This is a genomic window from Rhodococcus sp. NPDC003382, assembly GCF_053589135.1.
This window is the reverse complement of record NZ_JBSFRH010000023.1, coordinates 34,513-53,014: the sequence shown is the minus strand read 5'-3', so window position 1 is coordinate 53,014 and position 18,502 is coordinate 34,513. Positions and strand designations below refer to the sequence as shown.

At 70.8% G+C, this 18,502-nt stretch carries 17 protein-coding genes; 8 read left to right on the top strand and 9 right to left on the bottom strand.

The features are described 5' to 3' along the window. Positions 1–59: 59 nt before the first annotated feature. Both ACWDUD_RS16890 and ACWDUD_RS16885 read left to right on the top strand, forming a co-directional pair. Entirely contained in the window at positions 60–1,115 is a 1,056-nt protein-coding gene (locus ACWDUD_RS16890; protein ID WP_248674315.1) for a magnesium and cobalt transport protein CorA, read from the top strand. Continuing rightward, positions 1,106–2,911 (top strand): hypothetical protein, encoded by a 1,806-nt coding sequence (locus tag ACWDUD_RS16885; protein WP_450110036.1) that lies wholly within the window; start codon positions 1,106–1,108, stop codon positions 2,909–2,911. The genes ACWDUD_RS16890 and ACWDUD_RS16885 overlap by 10 nt, the downstream gene beginning before the upstream one ends. 31 nt (positions 2,912–2,942) lie before the next feature. On the opposite strand, the gene ACWDUD_RS16880 is transcribed toward ACWDUD_RS16885, so the two are convergent. The 3 genes from ACWDUD_RS16880 to ACWDUD_RS16870 all read right to left on the bottom strand — a co-directional run bounded on the left by ACWDUD_RS16880 (position 2,943) and on the right by ACWDUD_RS16870 (position 5,607). Continuing rightward, positions 2,943–3,770, bottom strand: a complete 828-nt coding sequence (locus tag ACWDUD_RS16880; RefSeq protein ID WP_450110035.1) for an SDR family oxidoreductase — start codon at positions 3,768–3,770, stop codon at positions 2,943–2,945. A gap of 83 nt (positions 3,771–3,853) precedes the next feature. Further along, positions 3,854–4,450 (bottom strand): suppressor of fused domain protein, encoded by a 597-nt coding sequence (locus tag ACWDUD_RS16875; protein ID WP_197257415.1) that lies wholly within the window; start codon positions 4,448–4,450, stop codon positions 3,854–3,856. A gap of 44 nt (positions 4,451–4,494) precedes the next feature. Continuing rightward, complete coding sequence (locus ACWDUD_RS16870) at positions 4,495–5,607, bottom strand: winged helix DNA-binding domain-containing protein (protein WP_450110034.1); 1,113 nt, start codon at positions 5,605–5,607, stop codon at positions 4,495–4,497. A 79-nt stretch (positions 5,608–5,686) separates the two neighbouring features. Here ACWDUD_RS16870 and ACWDUD_RS16865 point away from each other — a divergent pair, with 79 nt between their 5' ends. Further along, a complete protein-coding gene (locus ACWDUD_RS16865) occupies positions 5,687–7,210 on the top strand; it encodes an MFS transporter (protein ID WP_450110033.1) in 1,524 nt (507 codons plus the stop codon). 30 nt (positions 7,211–7,240) lie between these two features. Here the strand turns inward: ACWDUD_RS16865 and ACWDUD_RS16860 are convergent, their stop codons facing one another. From ACWDUD_RS16860 to ACWDUD_RS16840, 5 genes are all read right to left on the bottom strand, one after another. Then, positions 7,241–7,606 (bottom strand): DoxX family protein, encoded by a 366-nt coding sequence (locus ACWDUD_RS16860; RefSeq protein WP_450110032.1) that lies wholly within the window; start codon positions 7,604–7,606, stop codon positions 7,241–7,243. A gap of 161 nt (positions 7,607–7,767) precedes the next feature. After that, on the bottom strand, positions 7,768–8,628 hold the full coding sequence (locus ACWDUD_RS16855; protein ID WP_450110031.1) for a hypothetical protein: 861 nt from the start codon (positions 8,626–8,628) through the stop codon (positions 7,768–7,770). Between the two features lie 4 nt (positions 8,629–8,632). Continuing rightward, entirely contained in the window at positions 8,633–9,448 is an 816-nt protein-coding gene (locus ACWDUD_RS16850; RefSeq protein WP_450110030.1) for an NAD(P)H-binding protein, read from the bottom strand. A 204-nt stretch (positions 9,449–9,652) separates the two neighbouring features. Beyond that, entirely contained in the window at positions 9,653–10,141 is a 489-nt protein-coding gene (locus ACWDUD_RS16845; RefSeq protein WP_450110029.1) for a general stress protein, read from the bottom strand. A 112-nt stretch (positions 10,142–10,253) separates the two neighbouring features. Further along, positions 10,254–11,210 (bottom strand): HpcH/HpaI aldolase/citrate lyase family protein, encoded by a 957-nt coding sequence (locus ACWDUD_RS16840; protein ID WP_450110028.1) that lies wholly within the window; start codon positions 11,208–11,210, stop codon positions 10,254–10,256. A gap of 205 nt (positions 11,211–11,415) precedes the next feature. Here ACWDUD_RS16840 and ACWDUD_RS16835 point away from each other — a divergent pair, with 205 nt between their 5' ends. The 5 genes from ACWDUD_RS16835 to ACWDUD_RS16815 all read left to right on the top strand — a co-directional run bounded on the left by ACWDUD_RS16835 (position 11,416) and on the right by ACWDUD_RS16815 (position 16,568). Next, positions 11,416–12,690, top strand: a complete 1,275-nt coding sequence (locus tag ACWDUD_RS16835; RefSeq protein ID WP_197250213.1) for a magnesium transporter MgtE N-terminal domain-containing protein — start codon at positions 11,416–11,418, stop codon at positions 12,688–12,690. After that, positions 12,683–13,210 carry a DUF1003 domain-containing protein gene (locus tag ACWDUD_RS16830; protein WP_197250212.1) on the top strand — a complete coding sequence of 176 codons (528 nt, stop codon included), beginning with the start codon at positions 12,683–12,685 and terminating at the stop codon, positions 13,208–13,210. The genes ACWDUD_RS16835 and ACWDUD_RS16830 overlap by 8 nt, the downstream gene beginning before the upstream one ends. A 187-nt stretch (positions 13,211–13,397) precedes the next feature. Then, positions 13,398–14,372: a hypothetical protein gene (locus ACWDUD_RS16825; protein WP_450110027.1), complete on the top strand. Its 975-nt coding sequence runs from the start codon at positions 13,398–13,400 to the stop codon at positions 14,370–14,372. A gap of 161 nt (positions 14,373–14,533) precedes the next feature. Then, positions 14,534–15,409 carry a lytic transglycosylase domain-containing protein gene (locus ACWDUD_RS16820; protein WP_450110026.1) on the top strand — a complete coding sequence of 292 codons (876 nt, stop codon included), beginning with the start codon at positions 14,534–14,536 and terminating at the stop codon, positions 15,407–15,409. Between the two features lie 25 nt (positions 15,410–15,434). Then, positions 15,435–16,568 (top strand): Mrp/NBP35 family ATP-binding protein, encoded by a 1,134-nt coding sequence (locus ACWDUD_RS16815; protein ID WP_450110025.1) that lies wholly within the window; start codon positions 15,435–15,437, stop codon positions 16,566–16,568. Between the two features lie 27 nt (positions 16,569–16,595). Here the strand turns inward: ACWDUD_RS16815 and nhaA are convergent, their stop codons facing one another. Next, on the bottom strand, positions 16,596–18,479 hold the full coding sequence (gene nhaA / locus ACWDUD_RS16810) for a Na+/H+ antiporter NhaA (RefSeq protein WP_450110024.1): 1,884 nt from the start codon (positions 18,477–18,479) through the stop codon (positions 16,596–16,598). Between the last annotated feature and the right edge of the window lie 23 nt (positions 18,480–18,502).

The following is an 18,502-nucleotide window of genomic DNA, read 5'->3' as shown; positions in this document are numbered from 1 at the left end:
GGCGGCGTCCGCGGGCGGGTTAGCATGGCCGGGCCGAGCTGCCGCGCGGAAGGGAACCGATGCCGAACCTGCCGTCCCGCCGCGACGCCGACTCCCGAGCCGTCCCCGTCCCCGCCGAAGAGGCCGTCGTCGACTGCGCGGTCTACATCGACGGCAGGCGCCTGCCCGGCCGGTACACGCACTCGGACGCGCTCGCCGAGGTGCGCAGCCGCGGCGAGGGCTTCGTCTGGCTGGGACTGCACGAACCCGACGAACACCAGATGACGAGCGTCGCCCGGACGTTCGGCCTGCACGAGCTGATGGTCGAGGACGCGGTGCACGCGCACCAGCGGCCCAAGCTCGAGCGGTACGACGACGTGCTGTTCCTGGTGCTGCGCACCGTCAACTACGTCGAGCACGAATCGGTGACGACCACCAACGAGATCGTCGAGACCGGCGAGATCATGATCTTCACCGGCCCCGACTTCGTGGTGAGCGTGCGGCACGGCGACCATTCCGGGCTGTCCGACGTCCGGCACCGGCTGGAGCAGTCACCCGGCCGGCTCGCGCTCGGGCCCGCGTCGGTGCTGCACGCCGTCGCCGACTACGTGGTGGACAGCTATCTGGCGGTGACCACCCTGGTCGAGCCGGACGTCGACGACCTCGAGGAACTCGTGTTCACGCCCAGCACCCGCATCGCCGTCGAACAGATCTATCTGCTCAAGCGCGAGATCGTGGAACTGCGCCGCGCGGTGGTCCCGCTCGCCACGCCGCTGCAGCAGCTCACCCGAGGACAGGGCCACCCGATCCCGAAGGACGTGCGCCGCTACTTCCGGGACGTCGCCGACCACCACACCACCGTCGCCGAACGCATCGCGACGTTCGACGAAACGCTCAGCACCCTGCTCGACGCCGCGATCGCGAAAGTCACCGTGCAACAGAACACCGACATGCGGCGCATCTCGGCGTGGGTCGCGATCGCGGCCGTCCCGACGATGATCGCCGGCATCTACGGCATGAACTTCGACCGGATGCCCGAACTGCACTGGGAATACGGCTACTACCTGGTCGTCGGGGTGATCGTGGTGAGCACCGTCGCCCTGTTCCTGACGTTCCGGCGCAACAAGTGGCTGTGAGAACAGCACTTCTCGACCGTTCCTCCACGGTGCCCACGGACCGGCGGGATCGTGTGCGCCTGGTCCTCGGGGTCGGGTTCGCGCTCGTCGCGGTGCAGGTGGCGATCCGCGCGGCCGTCGCCGCGGTCGGCGAACTCTACTGGGACGACCTGATCCTGATCGGCCGCGCGGGAACCTATCCGCTGTGGTCCGCGGAGCTGCTGCTGCACGACCACGACGGCCATCTCATGCCGGGCGCATTCGCCGCGGCCGCGCTCGCCGACGCGGTGGCGCCCCTGCAGTGGTGGCCCGCCGCGGTGTCGCTGGTGGTCGGGCAGGCGGTGGCGTCGCTCGCGGTGCTGCGGGTGTTGTGGCTGTTGCTCGGCCCACGCCGGGTCCTGTGGGGACCGCTGCTGTTCTACCTGTTCGCACCGCTGACGCTGCCGGCGTTCGCGTGGTGGGCGGCGGGACTCAACGCGCTGCCGTTGCAGGCGGCGCTGGCGTGGGTCGCGGGGGACGCGCTGCTGCTGGCCCGCACCGGCCGGCGCCGCTACGCGGTGTCCGCGACCGTGGTCACCGCGATCGCCCTGCTGTTCTTCGAGAAGTCGATCCTGGGGCCGTTCGTCGCGTTCGCGACCGTCGCGCTCGCGTACCGGGTCGACGGGCGCGCCCGGCCGGTGCGGCTCGCGGCGCGACGCGGGCGGGTGCTGTGGATAGCCTCGGCGGCGCTGCTCACCGGGTGGGCCGCGTGCTATCTCACGTTCGTCGAATCCCGTTTCGGGATAGCCGATCTCGCGATGGTGTCCGGGCTGACGCATCACGGGCTGTCGTACGGGTTGGTGCCGACGTTGCTCGGCGGACCGTGGCAGTGGGAACGCTGGAACCCGAGCCCGCCGTGGGCGACGCCGCCGATCGTGCTGGTCGTCGTGAGCTGGGCGGCGGTGATCGCGGCGCTGGTGTGGAGCGTGCGGCGACGCCGGCGGACGGGATGGGTGTGGGCCGCGGCCGCCGCCTACGTGCTCGCCTCCCTGGCGGCGATGATCAGCACCCGGTTCGGTGCCGAGACCACCTACGAACTGGCGCAGACCCTGCGCTACTTCGCGGACTCGGCGGTGATCGGTGCGATCGCGGCCGCCCTGGTGCTGCGCGCTCCCGCACGGGGTGCACCGGCCCGCATCTCCCCTGTCGTCGCGGCGATCTGCGCGGTCGCGTTCACGGCCGGTTCGCTGTGGTCGACGGTGACGTTCACGCGGAGCTGGGTGGACAATCCGACCGGCGACTATCTCGCCACTGCCCGGGTCGCGCTCACCGCCCACCCGGACGTGCCGATCCTGGACCACCCGGTGTCGGTGTGGGTGCTGCTGCCGGTCACGCATCCGCACAATCTCATCGGATCGGTGTTCTCCGCGCTGCCCGGTCGCGCCGAGATCACCGACAGCGCCGAGAATCCGGCCGTGCTGGACGACTCCGGCGCGCTCGTCGAAGGAGCCCTGTTCGCCGTGCGGTGGGTGCCGCCGGGACCCGAGCCGGACTGCGGGTACCTGCTCTCGCCCGGCACAACCGTCGCGCTGCCGCTGGACGGCCCGATGATGGAACTGGACTGGACCGTGCAGCTGAACTATTTCGCGTCGCAGCCCGGGCGGATCGAGGTCGGGTTCCCGGGCGTCGACCCCACGCAGGTTTCGGTCGGGTCCGGTCCGGGCACCGTCTACGTCCGGGTGCCGGGCGGTGGCAACGGCCTGCAGGTGCGCTCCCCCGCGACCGGACCGACCGTGTGTTTCGGGGGCGGTCCGGTCGGGGTGATCACGCCGAAATAACCGGATTCGGTCGGCCCGGCCGCGCCCGGCGTCAGCCGGCCCACCCGACAGCACGCACCGCGGCGACGGCACCGCCGTCGACGAGCAGATCGGTGCCGGTGACGAAACCGGCCTGCGGATCGAGGAGGAACGCGACCGCGGCGGCGATGTCGTCGGGCGTGCCGAGGCGACCGGTCGCGGACATCTCGACCAACGCGCGCATGTTCGCGCCGGACTCGCCGGCGAGTTCCTCCTGGCCCATCGGGGTGGAGATCACGCCGGGGCTGATCGAGTTGATGCGGGCACCCCGCGCGCCCCACGCGGCGGCCGCCGCCTGCACGCGCAGAGCGTTCGCGCGCTTGGCGACCACGTAGGCCATCGCCGGATGCCCCAGCGTTTCCGGTGCGAGGAACGGCAGGTCGAGCAGTTCGCCGGTCGGGGTGGTCGCGAGCGCCTTCTCCTGGTCGGCGGGCAGCCCGCCGGACATGTGCCCCGCCATGCTGGCGATGACGACACCCGCACCGCCGGACGCGACGACGCGCGCGAACTCGTCCAGGACCAGGGCGACACCGAGCAGGTCGACGCGCAGGATGGCCTCGGTGGACGCCTGCACGGGCGAGAGCCCCGCGGTGTGCGCGATGTGGGTGACGCGCCCGAGTCCGGCGGCGGCGTCCGCGAGGGCGACGACCGAATCGCGTTCGGAGACATCGACTGTCCGTTCGGTGACGTCGTGGCCCTCGCCGCGCAGTGTCGCAGTCGCTGCCGCGAGCGTGGTCTCGGCGAAATCGGCGAGCAGCACCTTCCGGCCGCTGCCGAGGCGGCGGGCGATCGCCAGTCCCATGCCGCCTACGCCGATGACGACGACGACGTCCTTGTCCATCCGTGCCTCCCGTGGTGATCGGATGGACGCGACTGTAGAGCAGGGGCGACCCGGATCACATCAGGCAGCAGGAGTGGATCGCGTCACATCCGCGGCTGGCCCCGGTTCGGGTCGCGCACGTCGATGCCGGCTTCGGTCCATGCGTCGCGCAGCGCACCGGCGCCGCGCAACCGCTTCCACGCGGCCTCGGTGCCGGTGAGCGGTACGGCGTCGAAGAACCGGACCGGATCGGCGGGTTCGGGCAGCTCCAGGTCGGGAATGTCGCTGGGTCCGAGCAGCACCGCGGTGAACGGCGCGTTCTCCCACAGTGGTTCACCGAGATCGAGCAGTGCGTCGTCGGTCAGGACGACACCTTCGACGGCGGGCAGCGCCGCGAGGATCGCGAGGGTGCGGTGAACACCGGCGGTGATGCCCTCCGCATTCCGCAGGCTCAGGACCAGCTCGGCGCGCGGGCCGCGGGTGGGATCGGCGACCATCGCCGTGGGATCGCCCATGGGATGCCGCGAACAGCCGAGCGTGACGAACCGGGTGACCCCGGAGTCCGTCGACCGGAACCGCAGCACCTCGATGGGTTCGAGACCCAGGAACGTCACCGATGCCGATTCCGGGTCGGCACCGGACGCACCGGCGACATGCTCGGTGAGGTGGGCACGGACTGCAGGGAGTACAGCGTCGGTCACCCCTGCAATGTACGCCGCGCGCGGCATTCGTCCCGGGTGGCGGGTCAGCGGTCGTCGTCGACGAATCGCACCCGGTGGTCGGCGGTCGCCGGGGCCGCGAAGTCCAGCAGCCGCAGCCCTTCCGCTTCGAGCGCGGACCGGTTCGCGGCCGTGAGCCTGCGCCACGGTGTGATATCCAGTGCCGCAGCATGTTTCGTAATCCTCAGGTCGGCGATACCCGAGACGGTCCCGCCGACGAGCACGGCCGGCTTGACGATGCCGTTCTGCGTCATGATGCGGCGCCGGTTCTCGTCCGAGATCAGCCGCGACCGGTCGGCATGCGAGAGCAGCACGTTGTCGTAGGGCGCGAGGATGCGCGCCGGGGCGGGGGTCGCGGGATCGGGGCGCGGTGCGTCGGGCAGGTCGAACAGTTCGACGCCGCGCTCGTCGCGGAAGACCTCGAGCCGCGGCCGCAGCCGCTCGAAGACCTCGTCGAGCCGGGTGAGCCCGCACCACGCCTGCGCGTCCCGCACGCTCGCGGGCCCGAACGCCCCGAGGTAGCGCAGCAGCAGCGACTCCGGGTCCGGTGCGACCGGCGGGTGACCGGTCCACTCGTCGAGCACGGCCAGCCGCGGCTGCCCGGACCTGCCCCACAGACCGCGCGGCGGCACCTGGACCATCGGCACGAGTCCGCGCACCCCGTGCGCGAGGGCTTTCGGATCGCGGCCCGGGAACCGTTCGGCGAGCAGCGGTTGCAGTTCCTGCTGACTGCGCGGCACGTCGCGGACCAGTTCGCGTCCGGCTGCGGCGAGCGCGTCACGATCCACCCCGGCCAGCGCGGCGGAATAGGCGGTGTTGGTGTCCAGGTCGCGGTCGAGCAGCGGCTGCACCCACGGACGCAGCACGGCCGCATCGGCCGCCGAGACCGCGAAGATCGTGCCGCGCATGAGCACGATCCGCACGACCGCGCGGGCGGCGAGGAGGTCGGAGAGGGACTCGGGTTCGAATCGCCGGATCCGGCTCCACAGCGCGAGATAGGGCGGGAGGGGTGCCTGCGCCTGCAGACCCAGCAGGTGCTCGATCATCGGCAGCGGCCCGAGGTCGCTGCGGCGCAGCAGGTGCTGGCGCGCGAGGGTCGCGCGGCCGAGCTCGCGGTTCGTGAAGATGCGGGGCGTCACCGACTCACCTTCGCACCCCTGTGTCCCGCGTGCCGGTCGCTCGCACGCTGTCGTGGTTCGTCACTGCTACGGTCGGCTGATGGCGAGATCGGACACGTTGCGTACCCGGCTGTTGTTGCCCGCACTGTGTCTCGTCGTCACCACCGTCGCGGTGATGCAGACGGTCGTGGTGCCCATCGTCGGCACCATCCGCGCACAACTCGGCGTGAGCACGACCGCGTCCGGCTGGCTGCTCACCGCGAACCTCCTGGCCGCGGCGGTCGCGACCCCGGTTCTCGGGCGGCTCGCCGACCTGCGCGGCAAACGCTCGATCCTCCTCGGAATCCTGTGGGTGGTGCTGGCCGGGTCTCTGCTGTGCGCCGTCACCGATTCGTTCGCGCTGCTCGTCGTCGGCCGCGTGCTCCAGGGCGCGTCGTTCGCGTTGTTCCCCGTGGGCATCGCGGTGCTCCGCGACGAGATCGCCCCGGATCGGCTCGTCGGCGCGATGGGACTGCTGTCCGGAACGATGGGCGTCGGCGGGGCGATCGGCATGGTTCTCACCGGCACGACCGTGTCGGGCGACACCGATTACCGGCGGGTGTTCTGGCTGTTGGTGCTGTTCAACCTGGCCGGGCTGGTGATGACGTTCGCCGTCGTCCCGAAGCGCACTGCCGCGGCGCACGGCCGGATCGACTGGGCCGGGGCGGTAATGCTGTCGATCGGACTGGCCCTCGCGCTGCTGGCGCTGTCGGAGGGCGGCACGTGGGGCTGGGGTTCACCGGCGACGCTGCTGTGCGCGGCCGGCGGCCTGATCGTGCTCGCCGGCTGGTTCGCGTTCGAACGACACGTCGACGAACCGCTCGTCCCGCCGCGCATGCTCACCCACCGGCCCGTGCTCGTGCTGCACCTGGCGGCACTGCTCGTCGGGGTCTCGATGTTCGTGAACTTCCTCGCGACGTCGTACTTCGTCCAGACACCGCCGGCCGCGGGCTACGGATTCGGCGCGACGGTGCTCGAGGCGACCACCGTGTACATGCTGCCGGGCGCGCTGGTCGGGGTGATCGCCGCGGCACTGGCGGGCCGTCTGGTTCATCGCTTCACCGCCAAGTTGGTCCTCGGGGTGTCCTGCGTGATCGGCACGGCCGGGTTCGTGCTCATCGCCGTGCTGCACGACCGGAGCTGGCACATCATCGTCTCGGGCATCCTCGTCTCGGTCTTCGTCAGCCTCGCCTACGCGGCGCTGCCCGCGCTGCTCGTCGCGGAGGTCCGGCCCGACGAGACCGGTGTCGCCAACAGCATCAACTCGATCGCCCGGACCGTCGGCAGTTCCCTGAGCAGCGCGCTGGTCACCACGCTGCTCGCGACGCTCGTCGGCGCGGGCGGATTCGCGAAGCAGTCCGCCTTCGTCGCCGCGTTCGGGCTCGCCGCGGTCGCCGCGACCGCCGCCGCGGTCCTGGTGTTCGGCACGGTGCGGGCGCCCTCGCGGCCGCTCACCGACGTCGAGGAGGACGAGGTCGAGGCGACGGCGCTGGCCGCGGAATGGGCCGTGGTCGACGGGCTCGCCGGCGGCCGGGTCCCTACTACCGGCAGAACCGATCTCGCGGGTACGCCGGAGCACCCGTAACGGGAATTCCCCGTGTAGGTCCGGCACCGATCACCACGGGGCGTGATACAGCACGCTCGACACGAGGGCAGCGACCGCGAGGGCGAGGAACGTCAGGACGTTCGCGAGCCGCCCCGGATCGTGGTCGCGCACCCGTATGTGGGCGCCGACGGCGGCGAGGAAGTACAGCACGAGAGCGACCGCCGTGACCACGCCGAGCACGGGGACCGCGAATCCCACGATCAGCCCGACCGCACCCGCTCCCAGGAGCGCACCCAGTCGCGGCACCCACGAGCGGGGCAGCTCCACGACGTCGGCTGCGGCCACGACGAGCCGGTGCCGAACCAGGCTCAGCGTGGCGGCACTCGCCATCGCGACGGCGGCGAGGACGGTGATTGCGATGTATGAGGTGTCCATGAGCTTCTCCGTCCGATAGTCCTGTCGTCTGTTCGACGATTCGGACGCCCGGATCGTGACTCCCGCATCGGGCTCGTTCCCATCCACGACGCGTTTCGGAATCCGCCCACGCTGCAGCGTGGGCGGATTCGCATTCACCGCGTCGATCGTCGGGGCTTCGGTCACTCACCCCGCAGACGGCTGACCGCTGCATTCGCCGCCGAGGCCGCGCGCTCGGCCTCCTTCGCGTCCTGCGCCGCGGCTTTGGCGGCACTGCGCGCGAACTCGCGCTGCTCTTCGGCGTGCTGGAGTTGTTCGCGCAGCTCCCGCACCCGCGTCTCGTGGCGAGTGAGTTCCTGCTCGGCTCGTTCGGTCGCGGCGCGGGCCTCGACGACCGCCGCGTGGGCGTCTTCCGCGTCGGCGATCGCGCGTTTCAGTTCGGCCGCGCGGGCCTTCTCCTTCTCCTTCTCGGCGGCGCGCGCCTGCTCGTCCTCGGACTCCTCGGTCGCGGTGTCCTTTGCCCGATCGCGGACGACGTGCAGCGGAGCCGCACCGGTGTCTCCGAATCCGCTGTATTCGAGCGAGGTTTCGAGCCGCCCGGCACGCACCCGTTCCTCGATGTCCGGGTCGGCGAGAGCGGCGTTGAGGGTCTGCCCGACCTCACGCAGCGCCGCCTCGCTCACCCGGCGTCCGCGCGCGACGGCCAGACGGCCCGCCTCCCGTTCGAGCGCCCCGACCGCGTGCCGACGCTGGTTCGACAGCTTGCGCAGATCGCTGCCGGACAGGCGGCGTTGGGCCTTGCGCAGGGCCTCGCCGAGGTCGAGCAGCGCGGCGAGTTCGTCGGCGCGGTCGCGGGCGAGCAGATTCACCAGCCACGCCGCGACCGTCGGTTTGCGCAGCCTGCCGATCGCCGCTGCCGTGTCCCGATCGCCTGCCTTGCGGGCCTGCGCGACGTATTCGTCCCTGGCCGCGACGAAGTCGTTCGGGTCGAGGCCGTACAGCTCGTCGGCGATCTCCTCGGGATCCACGTCTGCGTCCGCCACCGCGTCACCGGAACTCGTCGACGTGGGCGTGCGCCCACTGGGCGAAGGTCGTGGCCGGTCGGCCGAGAACGTCCTCGACGGTCCGCGTGACCTGCTGCGGACGACCGATCATGGATGCTCTGCCGTCGAGATACCAGCCCGCGTACTTCCCCATCGACCGCTGCAGCAACGTCTCCGCCTCTTCGCGGCTCACCTCGCGGAACGGCACCTCACGGCCGAGCACCCGGCCGATCTCGCGGACGATGTCGGGGTGGGTGAGCGACTCGGGGCCGGTCAGCTCGTAGGTACGGCCCGCATGGGCGTCGTCGAGCAGTGCCCGGGCAGCGACCGCCGCGATGTCCTCGAGGGCGATCGGGGCGGTCGCCGCCGTCGGGTACGCACCGCGCACCTCGCCGGTGGTGCGGATCTGTTCCGCCCAGATCAGGGCGTTCGACATGAACTCCCCCGGCTCGAGATGCGTGCAGGCCAGTCCGGATCGTTCGACGTCGGCCTCGATGCCGTGCCAATCCGAGCCTTCCCCGCCGGTCAGCGTCACGATCCTGCGCACACCGGCGTCCCGGGCCAGCTGCGCGACCGCACCGGCCACGGCCGGCACCGGCGCCAGGTAGAGGACGTCGACGTCGTCGAACACACCGTCCAGGGACTCCGGCCGGCCCACGAATCCCTTCGCGACCTCGACCCCGTCGGGCAGCGCGGCGCGAACCGGGTTCACCGTCAGCGCCCGGATCGGGGGAACGGACCGTTCGGTCCCGGTGCGCACGAGCTCGTCGACGACCAGCCGTCCCACATTGCCCGTGGCTCCGGTCACGAGGATCGTCATGGGGCGAGACTACGTCGATCCCGCCCCGCAGGGAGCCGGTCCAGGGCGTGTCTCCTGATCCCTCTCGGATGCACCTGGCGAAACAATCGTCGTCCTGCAAGGCGGAGGAGAAGCCGATACCGGGGTTGTATCGGCGCCGACGACAACGCAGCAGGGCGGCGATTGGGCGACTGGTGCGCCGAAATGGGGATTGGGAGACATGCCCTAAATGGCCAGCTTGGCGAGCAGGTCGCGGGCCCGTTCGGCGGTCTTCGGTTCGCACAGCACGTCGTAGCGGCCGGCGACCAACTGCATCGTCGACGAGAAGTCCCGCTGGCCGCGTGTCGCGGCATACGGGATGGTCGCCGAGATCAGACCGAACACGATGCCACCGACCAGGCCGACGAGCAGCGGACCGAGGAAATCGGTCGAGAAGATTCCCAGCAGGAGACCGAAGAACAGGCCGAGCCAGGCACCCGACACGATTCCCCCGCCGATGACCTTCGGCCACGTCAACCGGCCGGTGACGCGCTCGACCTGCATGAGGTCGACACCGACGATCGTGACGTCCTGAACCGAGAAGTTCTGGTCGGACAGGTAGTCGACGGCGTGCTGGGCCTCGGCGTAGGTCGCGTACGAGCCGACCGGCCAACCACTCGGCGGGGTCGGCAGACCCGGGGCGGGTCGGCCGGGCTGTCCGAGAGGGTTCGTCATGGGCATGAACTCCTTTTCGCGGGGCGACGCGAGTCGCTTCGCAGTCGGGGGCGGCGCACAGCTCCGGCTGTGCGCACGTGTCCATTCTGCCCGGTTGACGACTCCCGCGTGGCTACTGCGGCGGGTCGAACACCGTGGTGCGCGTCATGCCCGCCGCGCGGCCCTTCGCGGAGATCACCAGAGCCATCTTCCGGCTGGCCTCGTCGATCATCTCGTCCCCGAGCATCGCCGCGCCGCGCGCGCCGCCGGCGGCCGAGGTGTGCCACTCGTAGGCGTCGAGGATCATCTCGGCCTTGTCGTAGTCCTCCTGCCGGGGGCTGAAGACCTCGTTGGCCGCGTCGATCTGGCTCGGGTGCAGCACCCACTTGCCGTCGAAACCGAGGGCGGCGGTGCGCTGCGCCGATCGGCGGAACGCCTCGACGTCGCGAATCTGCAGGTAGGGACCGTCGATGGCCTGCAGCCCGTGGGCGCGGGCGGCCATGAGGATCGTCATCAGGATGTGGTGGTAGGCGTCCCCGCGGTCGTACCCGTCGGGCTGTTCGCCGACGACGAGGGTGCGCATGTTGATGCTGGCCATGAAGTCGGCGGGACCGAACACGAGCGTCTGGACCCGCGGGCTGGCCGTCGCGATCTCGTTGATGTTGGTCAGGCCGATGGCGTTCTCGATCTGCGGTTCGATACCGATCGCGCCGACCTCGAGGCCGTGTGCCTTCTCCACCTGTGTGAGCAGCAGATCCAGGGCCTTGACGTGGCTCGCGTCGGGCACCTTGGGCAGCAGGATCGCGTCGAGGTGCGCGCCCGCGCCGCCGACGACGGACGTGACGTCGAGGTAGGTGGCGTCGGTGGTCCAGTCGTTGACGCGCACGACCTTGAGCTGCTCGCCCCAGCCGTCCTCGTTGAGCGCGTCGACGATGTTCGTGCGGGCCTCTTCCTTCGCCAGCGGCGACACCGCGTCCTCGAGGTCCAGGAAGATCTCGTCGGCGGGCAGGCCCTTCGCCTTCTCGATCATCTTCCGGCTGCTTCCGGGGACGGCGAGTACGGATCGACGCGGCTTGTACGAGAACGACATGAGCTGGACGGACCTCCCGTTTGCAGTTTCGGCGCCCCCACGCCCTGACCCGGCCATCATGTCAGCAGTGACCGAACCCTGAACGACCACCCGTCTGTGGCGTGGATTTCACGGCGGGGGCGCGGGTCCGGGCGGTGCGGCGTGACCGGCGGGGGCCGCTCTTATGCTTGGCTGGTCCGGCACCGAATTCGTGGGGAGTGACCACTTGGCAGCAGTGAGCAAGGTGTTCGCGGCCAGGCTTGCGGGCCTGGTCGTTCTCGGACCCGACGGCGAATCGATCGGTCGCGTCCGCGACGTCGTGCTCACCATCCGGATGGGACGCCAGCAGCCGCGTGTCATCGGCCTCGTCGTCGAGCTGCCCACCCGGAGGCGGATCTTCGTGCCGATGCTGCGCGTCACCGCGATCGAGCCGGGCGCGGTGACCCTCACGACCGGAAACGTCAGTCTGCGCCGATTCAAACAGCGCCCGACCGAGATCCTCGCCCTCGCCCAGGTGCTCGATTCGAAGGTCCGGGTCGACGACCCGGAACTGCCCGAGCTCGCCGGGGTCGACGCGGTCGTCGTGGATCTCGGCATCGAGCTGACCCGCACCCGCGACTGGCTCGTCACGCGCGTGGCGGTACGGCAGCACCGGGGCCGGCTCGCCCGGCGCTCGGCGATCCACGTCGTGCGGTGGCAGCACATCTCCGGGCTCACCGCGGCAACGCTGGCCATGCCCGGCCAGGGCGTCTCGCAACTGCTGCTGCAGTTCGAGGACATGCGCCCGGCGGACGTCGCGCTGGCACTGCGGGAACTGCCCGAGAAGAGACGCAACGAGGTCGCGGTCGCGCTGGACGACGAACGCCTCGCCGACGTCGTGCAGGAGTTGCCCGCCGACGACCAGACCGAGCTGCTCACCAGCCTCGGTGTCGATCGCGCCGCCGACGTGCTCGAGGCGATGGACCCGGACGACGCGGCCGACCTGCTCGGTGAGCTCCCCGAAACCGAAGCCGAATCGCTGCTGCAGTTGATGGACCCCGAGGATTCGGAGCCGGTGCGCCGCCTGCTCGAGCACTCGCCCGACACCGCCGGTGGTCTGATGACCCCGGAGCCGGTCGTGCTCACCCCGGCCACGACGGTTGCGGAGGCGCTTGCGCGGGCACGCAACCCGGACCTGACACCGGCGCTGGCGTCGATGCTGTTCGTCGTGCGGCCCCCCACCGCGACCCCCACGGGCCGCTACCTCGGCTGCGTGCACCTGCAGCAGTTGCTGCGCGAACCGCCCGCGAGCCTGGTCGGCGGCATCGTCGACAACGACCTGCCCCGGCTCGATCCCGGCGATTCCCTGACGGCCGTCACCCGGTACTTCGCGACCTACAACCTGGTGTGCGGTCCGGTGGTCGACGACGAACAGCATCTGCTCGGCGCGGTCACGGTCGACGACGTGCTCGATCACCTGCTGCCCGAGGACTGGCGTGAAGAGGAGACCGACGATGAGTGACCGCACCACTCTGGCCAGCCAGCGTCTCGACACGCCGCGGTCGTCCCGGTTCCGGCTCAACTTCGACGCGGAGGCCGTCGGCCGGGTCAGCGAGTCGATCGCGCGCTTCCTCGGGACCGGCCGCTATCTGCTGATCCAGACGATCATCGTCGTGGTGTGGATCTCCCTGAACATCCTCGCGGTGGACCTGAAGTGGGATCCGTACCCGTTCATCCTGCTCAACCTGGCGTTCTCGACCCAGGCGGCGTACGCGGCACCGTTGATCCTGCTGGCACAGAACCGTCAGGAGAACCGCGACCGGGTCTCGCTGGAGGAGGACCGCGCGCGGGCCGAGCAGACGAAGGCGGATACCGAGTTCCTCGCACGGGAACTCGCCGCCCTGCGGCTCGCGGTCGGCGAGGTCGCGACCCGCGACTATCTGCGCCGCGAACTGGACGACCTGCGTGCCCTGCTCGTCGACACCGAGGACGAGTCCGCCCGGTCCGGGAGCCAGGCGAAGGCGCGCAGCGCGCGGCGCTGACGCCACCCGGTGCGCGGCGCTGACGTCATCCCGAGCGAGCACTCGGCTCGACTGTTCTGTAATCTCCGTCACAGACATGCCGGGTCGGGCGGCGTGGGGGTCCGAGTTCGTGACTTGTGCGGGGAATGCTGTGCAACGCAATGCTGTGCAACGCAATGCTGTGCAACGCAATACAAGGGGTGGTCGTGTGCGGTGGCAGGGTCTGATCGCGGTGCCGGTGATTCTCGCGGCGGGATATGCGGCCGCCTCGTCGTCGGCAGCACCGTTGACCGAACCGGCTGCCGCGGCCGAGGAAGCCGTGACGACCACGGCCGGGGCCGTGGGGATCGTCCCGGGCACTCCCGCGCCGGGTACCCCGCCACGCGGCCCGGCGGCCGCCCCCGCGGGCATTCCCACCGACCCGCTGGCGCAGTTCCCGCCCGATGTCACGGTCCCACCCGGCCAGCCGTCCCCCGTGCTCGCGGCGGAGGGTCCGCTCGCGGTGCCCGAACTCGTCTACTACGCGTATCGCGCTGCGGAGATGCAGTTGCAGATCGACACGCCCGGGTGCGGGCTGCCGTGGAATCTGCTCGCGGCGGTCGGGCGGCTCGAATCCGGGCACGCCGAGGGCGGCCGTACCGATGTGCTCGGCACCCTGAGCACCCCGAAGGTGTCGCCGAACGGTGAACTCGGCCCGATGCAACTGCCGGCGGCGGTGTGGGAGCAGTACGCGATGGACGGCAACGCCGACGGACGCACCGATCCGCAGAACGTGTTCGACCAGTCCCTCGCGGCGGGCCACTGGATGTGCGCGAACGAGGCGAACCTGCGGGAGCCGGAGGGCCGCGCCCGGGCGATCGCACTGTTCGACCCCCGCCCGGAATACCGGGTGAACGTCGAGGCGTGGTCGGCTGCGTACGAGAAGGGTGCGGCCACGTCGCCGGGCGTGATCACCCCGCCGCCGATGCCCACGACCACCGTCCGGCCGGTTCCCGACGCCGCGGATGTCGCGGCCCCCGAGCCGGTGGCACCACAGCCGGTCGCATCCCAGCCGGTCGTCGTGGAGGAGCCGGCCGCCGAGCCCGCCCCGGCCGAAGCCGCGCCTGCTCCGGAGGCTCCGGCTCCCGCTCCCCCGGCCCTGCCGGAAATCCCCTGCCTGGTTCCCGCGCTCTGCCAGCAGTAGCGGTGTGTCTTTGTGGCGGCCCCAGCCGCCATAAAGGCACACGGGCGCGCAGCGCACCCTGTTACATCACGTTTGAATAACGGAACAATCTCAGCCCGTGTTATCGTCGGTCGGCCAGATAACGGAGGCATCTCGAAAGGGTGCCCGAGGGAAGGTAGCGAGTGGGCCGGCACAACAAAGTTACGACCTCCAAGTTGCGACGAAATTCCGTCATCGCAGTAACAGGACTCGTACCGGTGGGCCTGGTCACCGCGGCCGCCGCCACCGCGGGCGCGACCTCGAAGAGCTTCCTCGGTATCCACCAGACCGCCGGCTCCGCCGAGGCCGAAACCGCTGCCGCCGACACGACTCCCGCCGAGGTCGTCCGGTCCGTCGCGCCGGTCGCCGACCTGATGGTCGCGCCGGAACCCGCCGCCGCACCCGCCCCGAAGGCCGCGCCGGCACCCGAACCGGAACCGGCCGCATCCGTCGTCCGGCAGCAGGGGCCGCTCGGGATCCCCGCGGTGAACTTCGCCGCCTACCAGAACGCCGAACGCATCCTCGCTGCCGAGAACCCCGGCTGCGGCATGTACTGGACGCTGCTCGCGGGCATCGGCCGTGTCGAATCGGGCCACGCCAACGGCGGACGCGCCTCCGACGACGGCAAGCTCTTCGATCCCGTCATCGGGCTTCCCCTCAACGGCAGCCTGCCCGGCCAGGCCACCATCTACGACACCGACGGCGGCGCCCTCGACGGCGACACCGTCTACGACCGCGCGGTCGGCCCGATGCAGTTCATCCCCACCACCTGGAACCAGTACGCGGGCGACGGCAACGGCGACGGCGTCGCCGATCCGCAGAACCTGTTCGACTCCACCCTGACGACCGCCAAGTACCTGTGCGACGGCGGCCTCGACATGCGCAACGTCGCACAGGCCACCAAGGCCATCCACCGCTACAACAATTCGATGGCCTACGTCGCGAACGTCCTGGCCTGGTCCGCGGCCTATTCGACCGGCATCGAGCCCAGCCCCGTCGACCTGCCGCGCATCCACTGATCCGTACCCGCCTACGATGGGCGCCATGGCAGTGAGTGAATCCGAAATCCGCAGTGCCCTCTCCCGGGTGCAGGATCCGGAGATCCGCAAACCCATCACCGAACTCGGGATGGTCAAGAGCATCGACATCGACGCCGACGGAAACGTCGCCGTCGCCGTCTACCTCACCACCGCCGGGTGCCCGCTGCGCACCGAGATCACCGAACGCGTCACCAAGGCCGTCGCCGACGTCGCCGGGGTCGGTGCCGTCGACGTGACCCTCGACGTGATGAACGACGAACAGCGCACCGAACTGCGCAAGTCGCTGCGCGGGGACTCCACCGAACCGGTCATCCCGTTCGCCCAGCCCGGATCGCTGACCCGCGTCTACGCGGTCGCGTCCGGCAAGGGCGGGGTCGGCAAGTCGTCGGTCACGGTCAACCTCGCGGCCGCGATGGCCGCGCGCGGTCTGTCCGTGGGCGTCCTCGACGCCGACATCTACGGTCACTCGATCCCGCGCATGCTCGGCACCGACGCCAAGCCCACGCAGGTCGAGCGCATGATCATGCCGCCGATCGCGCACGACGTGAAGATGATCTCCATCGCCCAGTTCACGCAGGGCAACACTCCGGTCGTGTGGCGCGGGCCGATGCTGCACCGCGCGCTGCAGCAGTTCCTCGCCGACGTGTTCTGGGGCGACCTGGACGTGCTGCTGCTCGACCTGCCGCCCGGCACCGGTGACGTTGCGATCTCCGTGGCCCAGTTGATCCCGGGCGCCGAGATCCTCGTCGTCACCACCCCGCAGCAGGCCGCTGCGGAGGTCGCCGAGCGGGCCGGGTCGATCGCGCTGCAGACCCGTCAGCGCATCGCCGGTGTCGTGGAGAACATGTCGTGGCTCGAACTGCCCGACGGCACCCGCATGGACGTCTTCGGCACCGGCGGCGGCCAGGCCGTCTCCGAACGGCTCACCCGCGCGGTCGGCGCGCAGGTCCCCCTGCTGGGGCAGATTCCGCTCGACCCGGCGATCCGGGAGGCCGGCGACGCCGGAACCCCGATCGTGCTCAGTGCCCCGGATTCCGCCGCCGGAACGGCGCTGCGCGAGATCGCCGAGAAGCTCGCGGTGCGGCGCCGCGGCCTGGCCGGCATGTCGCTGGGTATCGACACCACCCGTCACCTCTGAGCGTCACGGCCGGCCCCATACCGGGGCTCAGCCGGCGCCGACACCCGATTCGCCCCGTCGCCGCGCGTCCTCGAGCCGCCGGATCAGGGTCGCCGCGTCGAACGGTCCGGTGTGCCGGAGCAGATCCTCCCCGGACACGCCCAGATAGAACGTGGGGGTCTGGGTGATCTCGCCGACCTCGGCGTCGACGGCATCGTCGACGACCCGCAACCGCGTGGCACCGGTCCGCAACGTCTCCTCGAAACGCTCCAGGTCCACACCCAACTCGGCCGCGTAGCCGTAGATGTCGTCCTCGCCGAGGCGGTCGGCGTGCGCGAACAGCTCATCGTGCATCTCCCAGAACAGGTCCTGCTCCGCCGCGGCCTCGCTGGCCTCGGCGGCGAACCGCGCGTTCGGGTGCGCCTCGTCGCGCGGAAGGTGCCGGAACACGTACCGCACCGCGTCCCCGAAATGCGCGTGCACGTCCCGGATGCTGCCGGTGGCCCGGCTGCAGAACGGGCATTCGAAGTCGCCGTACTCCACGAGCGTCAGCGGCGCGTCGACCGGGCCGCGGATGTGGTCCCGCCCCACCTCGACCGGGCGCGGCAGGAACCGGCTCGTCACCGGGACCGGGCCGCGCCGCCGGTCGTCGATGCGGAACAGCACCCACCCCACCACGGTGGAGACGATCGCAGCGGCGAGCACCGCGACCCGCGCGTCGTTCGCGAGGGTCGGCGACGGGATCGCCAGATCCACGATGAACAGGGAGATGGTGAACCCGATCCCGGCGAGCGCGCCGCCCCCGGCGATCTGCGACAGCGTCAGCCCCGGCGGCAGCGCCCCCGGACGCATGCGGGTGAACAGCGCGACCGCGCCGGTGATGCCGACGAACTTGCCGACCACCAGACCGAGCAGGATGCCCCACGCGAGCGACGACCGCACCGCGGCACCGACCGCCTCCGCGCTCAGCACCACCCCGGCGTTCGCCAACGCGAACACGGGTACGACGAGAAACGACGTGTAGGGGCCGTAGAGCCGCAGCAGGCGCTCGTTGACGGACACCGCGCGGAGCACACCCAGCTGTGCCGCCCGCGCATAGTCCGAGTTCGGTGACTGCCGGAACGCACGGGCGAGTTCCCCGGCCCTCTCGACCTCGCTGCGCCGGGGTGGATACACCGGAAGTATCAGCGCGATCAACACCCCGGACAGAGTCGGGTGGACACCGGACTCGTAGAACGCCACCCAGGTGGCCGCCGCCACCAGGAAGTACACGACGCCGCGCCAGACCGCGAGGCGACGCAGCAACGCGATCCCCAGCAGCCCGATCGCGCCGAACACGAGAGGCCCGACCCGCAGATCGTCGGTGTAGAACAACGCGATCACGCCGAGCGCCCCGATGTCGTCGGCGACCGCGAGGGTGAGCAGGAAGATCCGCAGCCGGGCCGGGCACCGCGGGCCGACCAGCGCGAGCGCGCCCATGACGAACGCCGTGTCCGTGGAGATCACGACACCCCACGCTCCGGCCGCCTCACCGCTCGGGTTGAGCAGCAGGAACAGCACGACCGGCACCGCCAGCCCGGCGACCGCCGCGACGACCGGGACCGCGGCCCGGGTCCGATCGGTGAGCTCGCCGATGGTCAGCTCACGCTTGACCTCGAGCCCCACGACGAAGAAGAACAACGTCATCAGCGCGTCGTTGACCCAGTGCTGCAGGTCCATGCCGATGCCGTAGTCGCCGATCTGCACGGTCAGCGGCAGATGCCAGAACGCCTCGTAGGAGTCGCCGAGGTTCGCCCAGATCAGCGCCGCCACGGTCGCCGCGAGCAGAAACGCCGCCGACGCCGAATCCTCGTCGGTGATCTCGCGGATGCCGGCGAGCCGGGCCGCGAGACGGCCGCGCCGCACAGGGGTTCGGACCTCCTGTGCTGCCACGGCTATCCGATCAGATCCCGCGC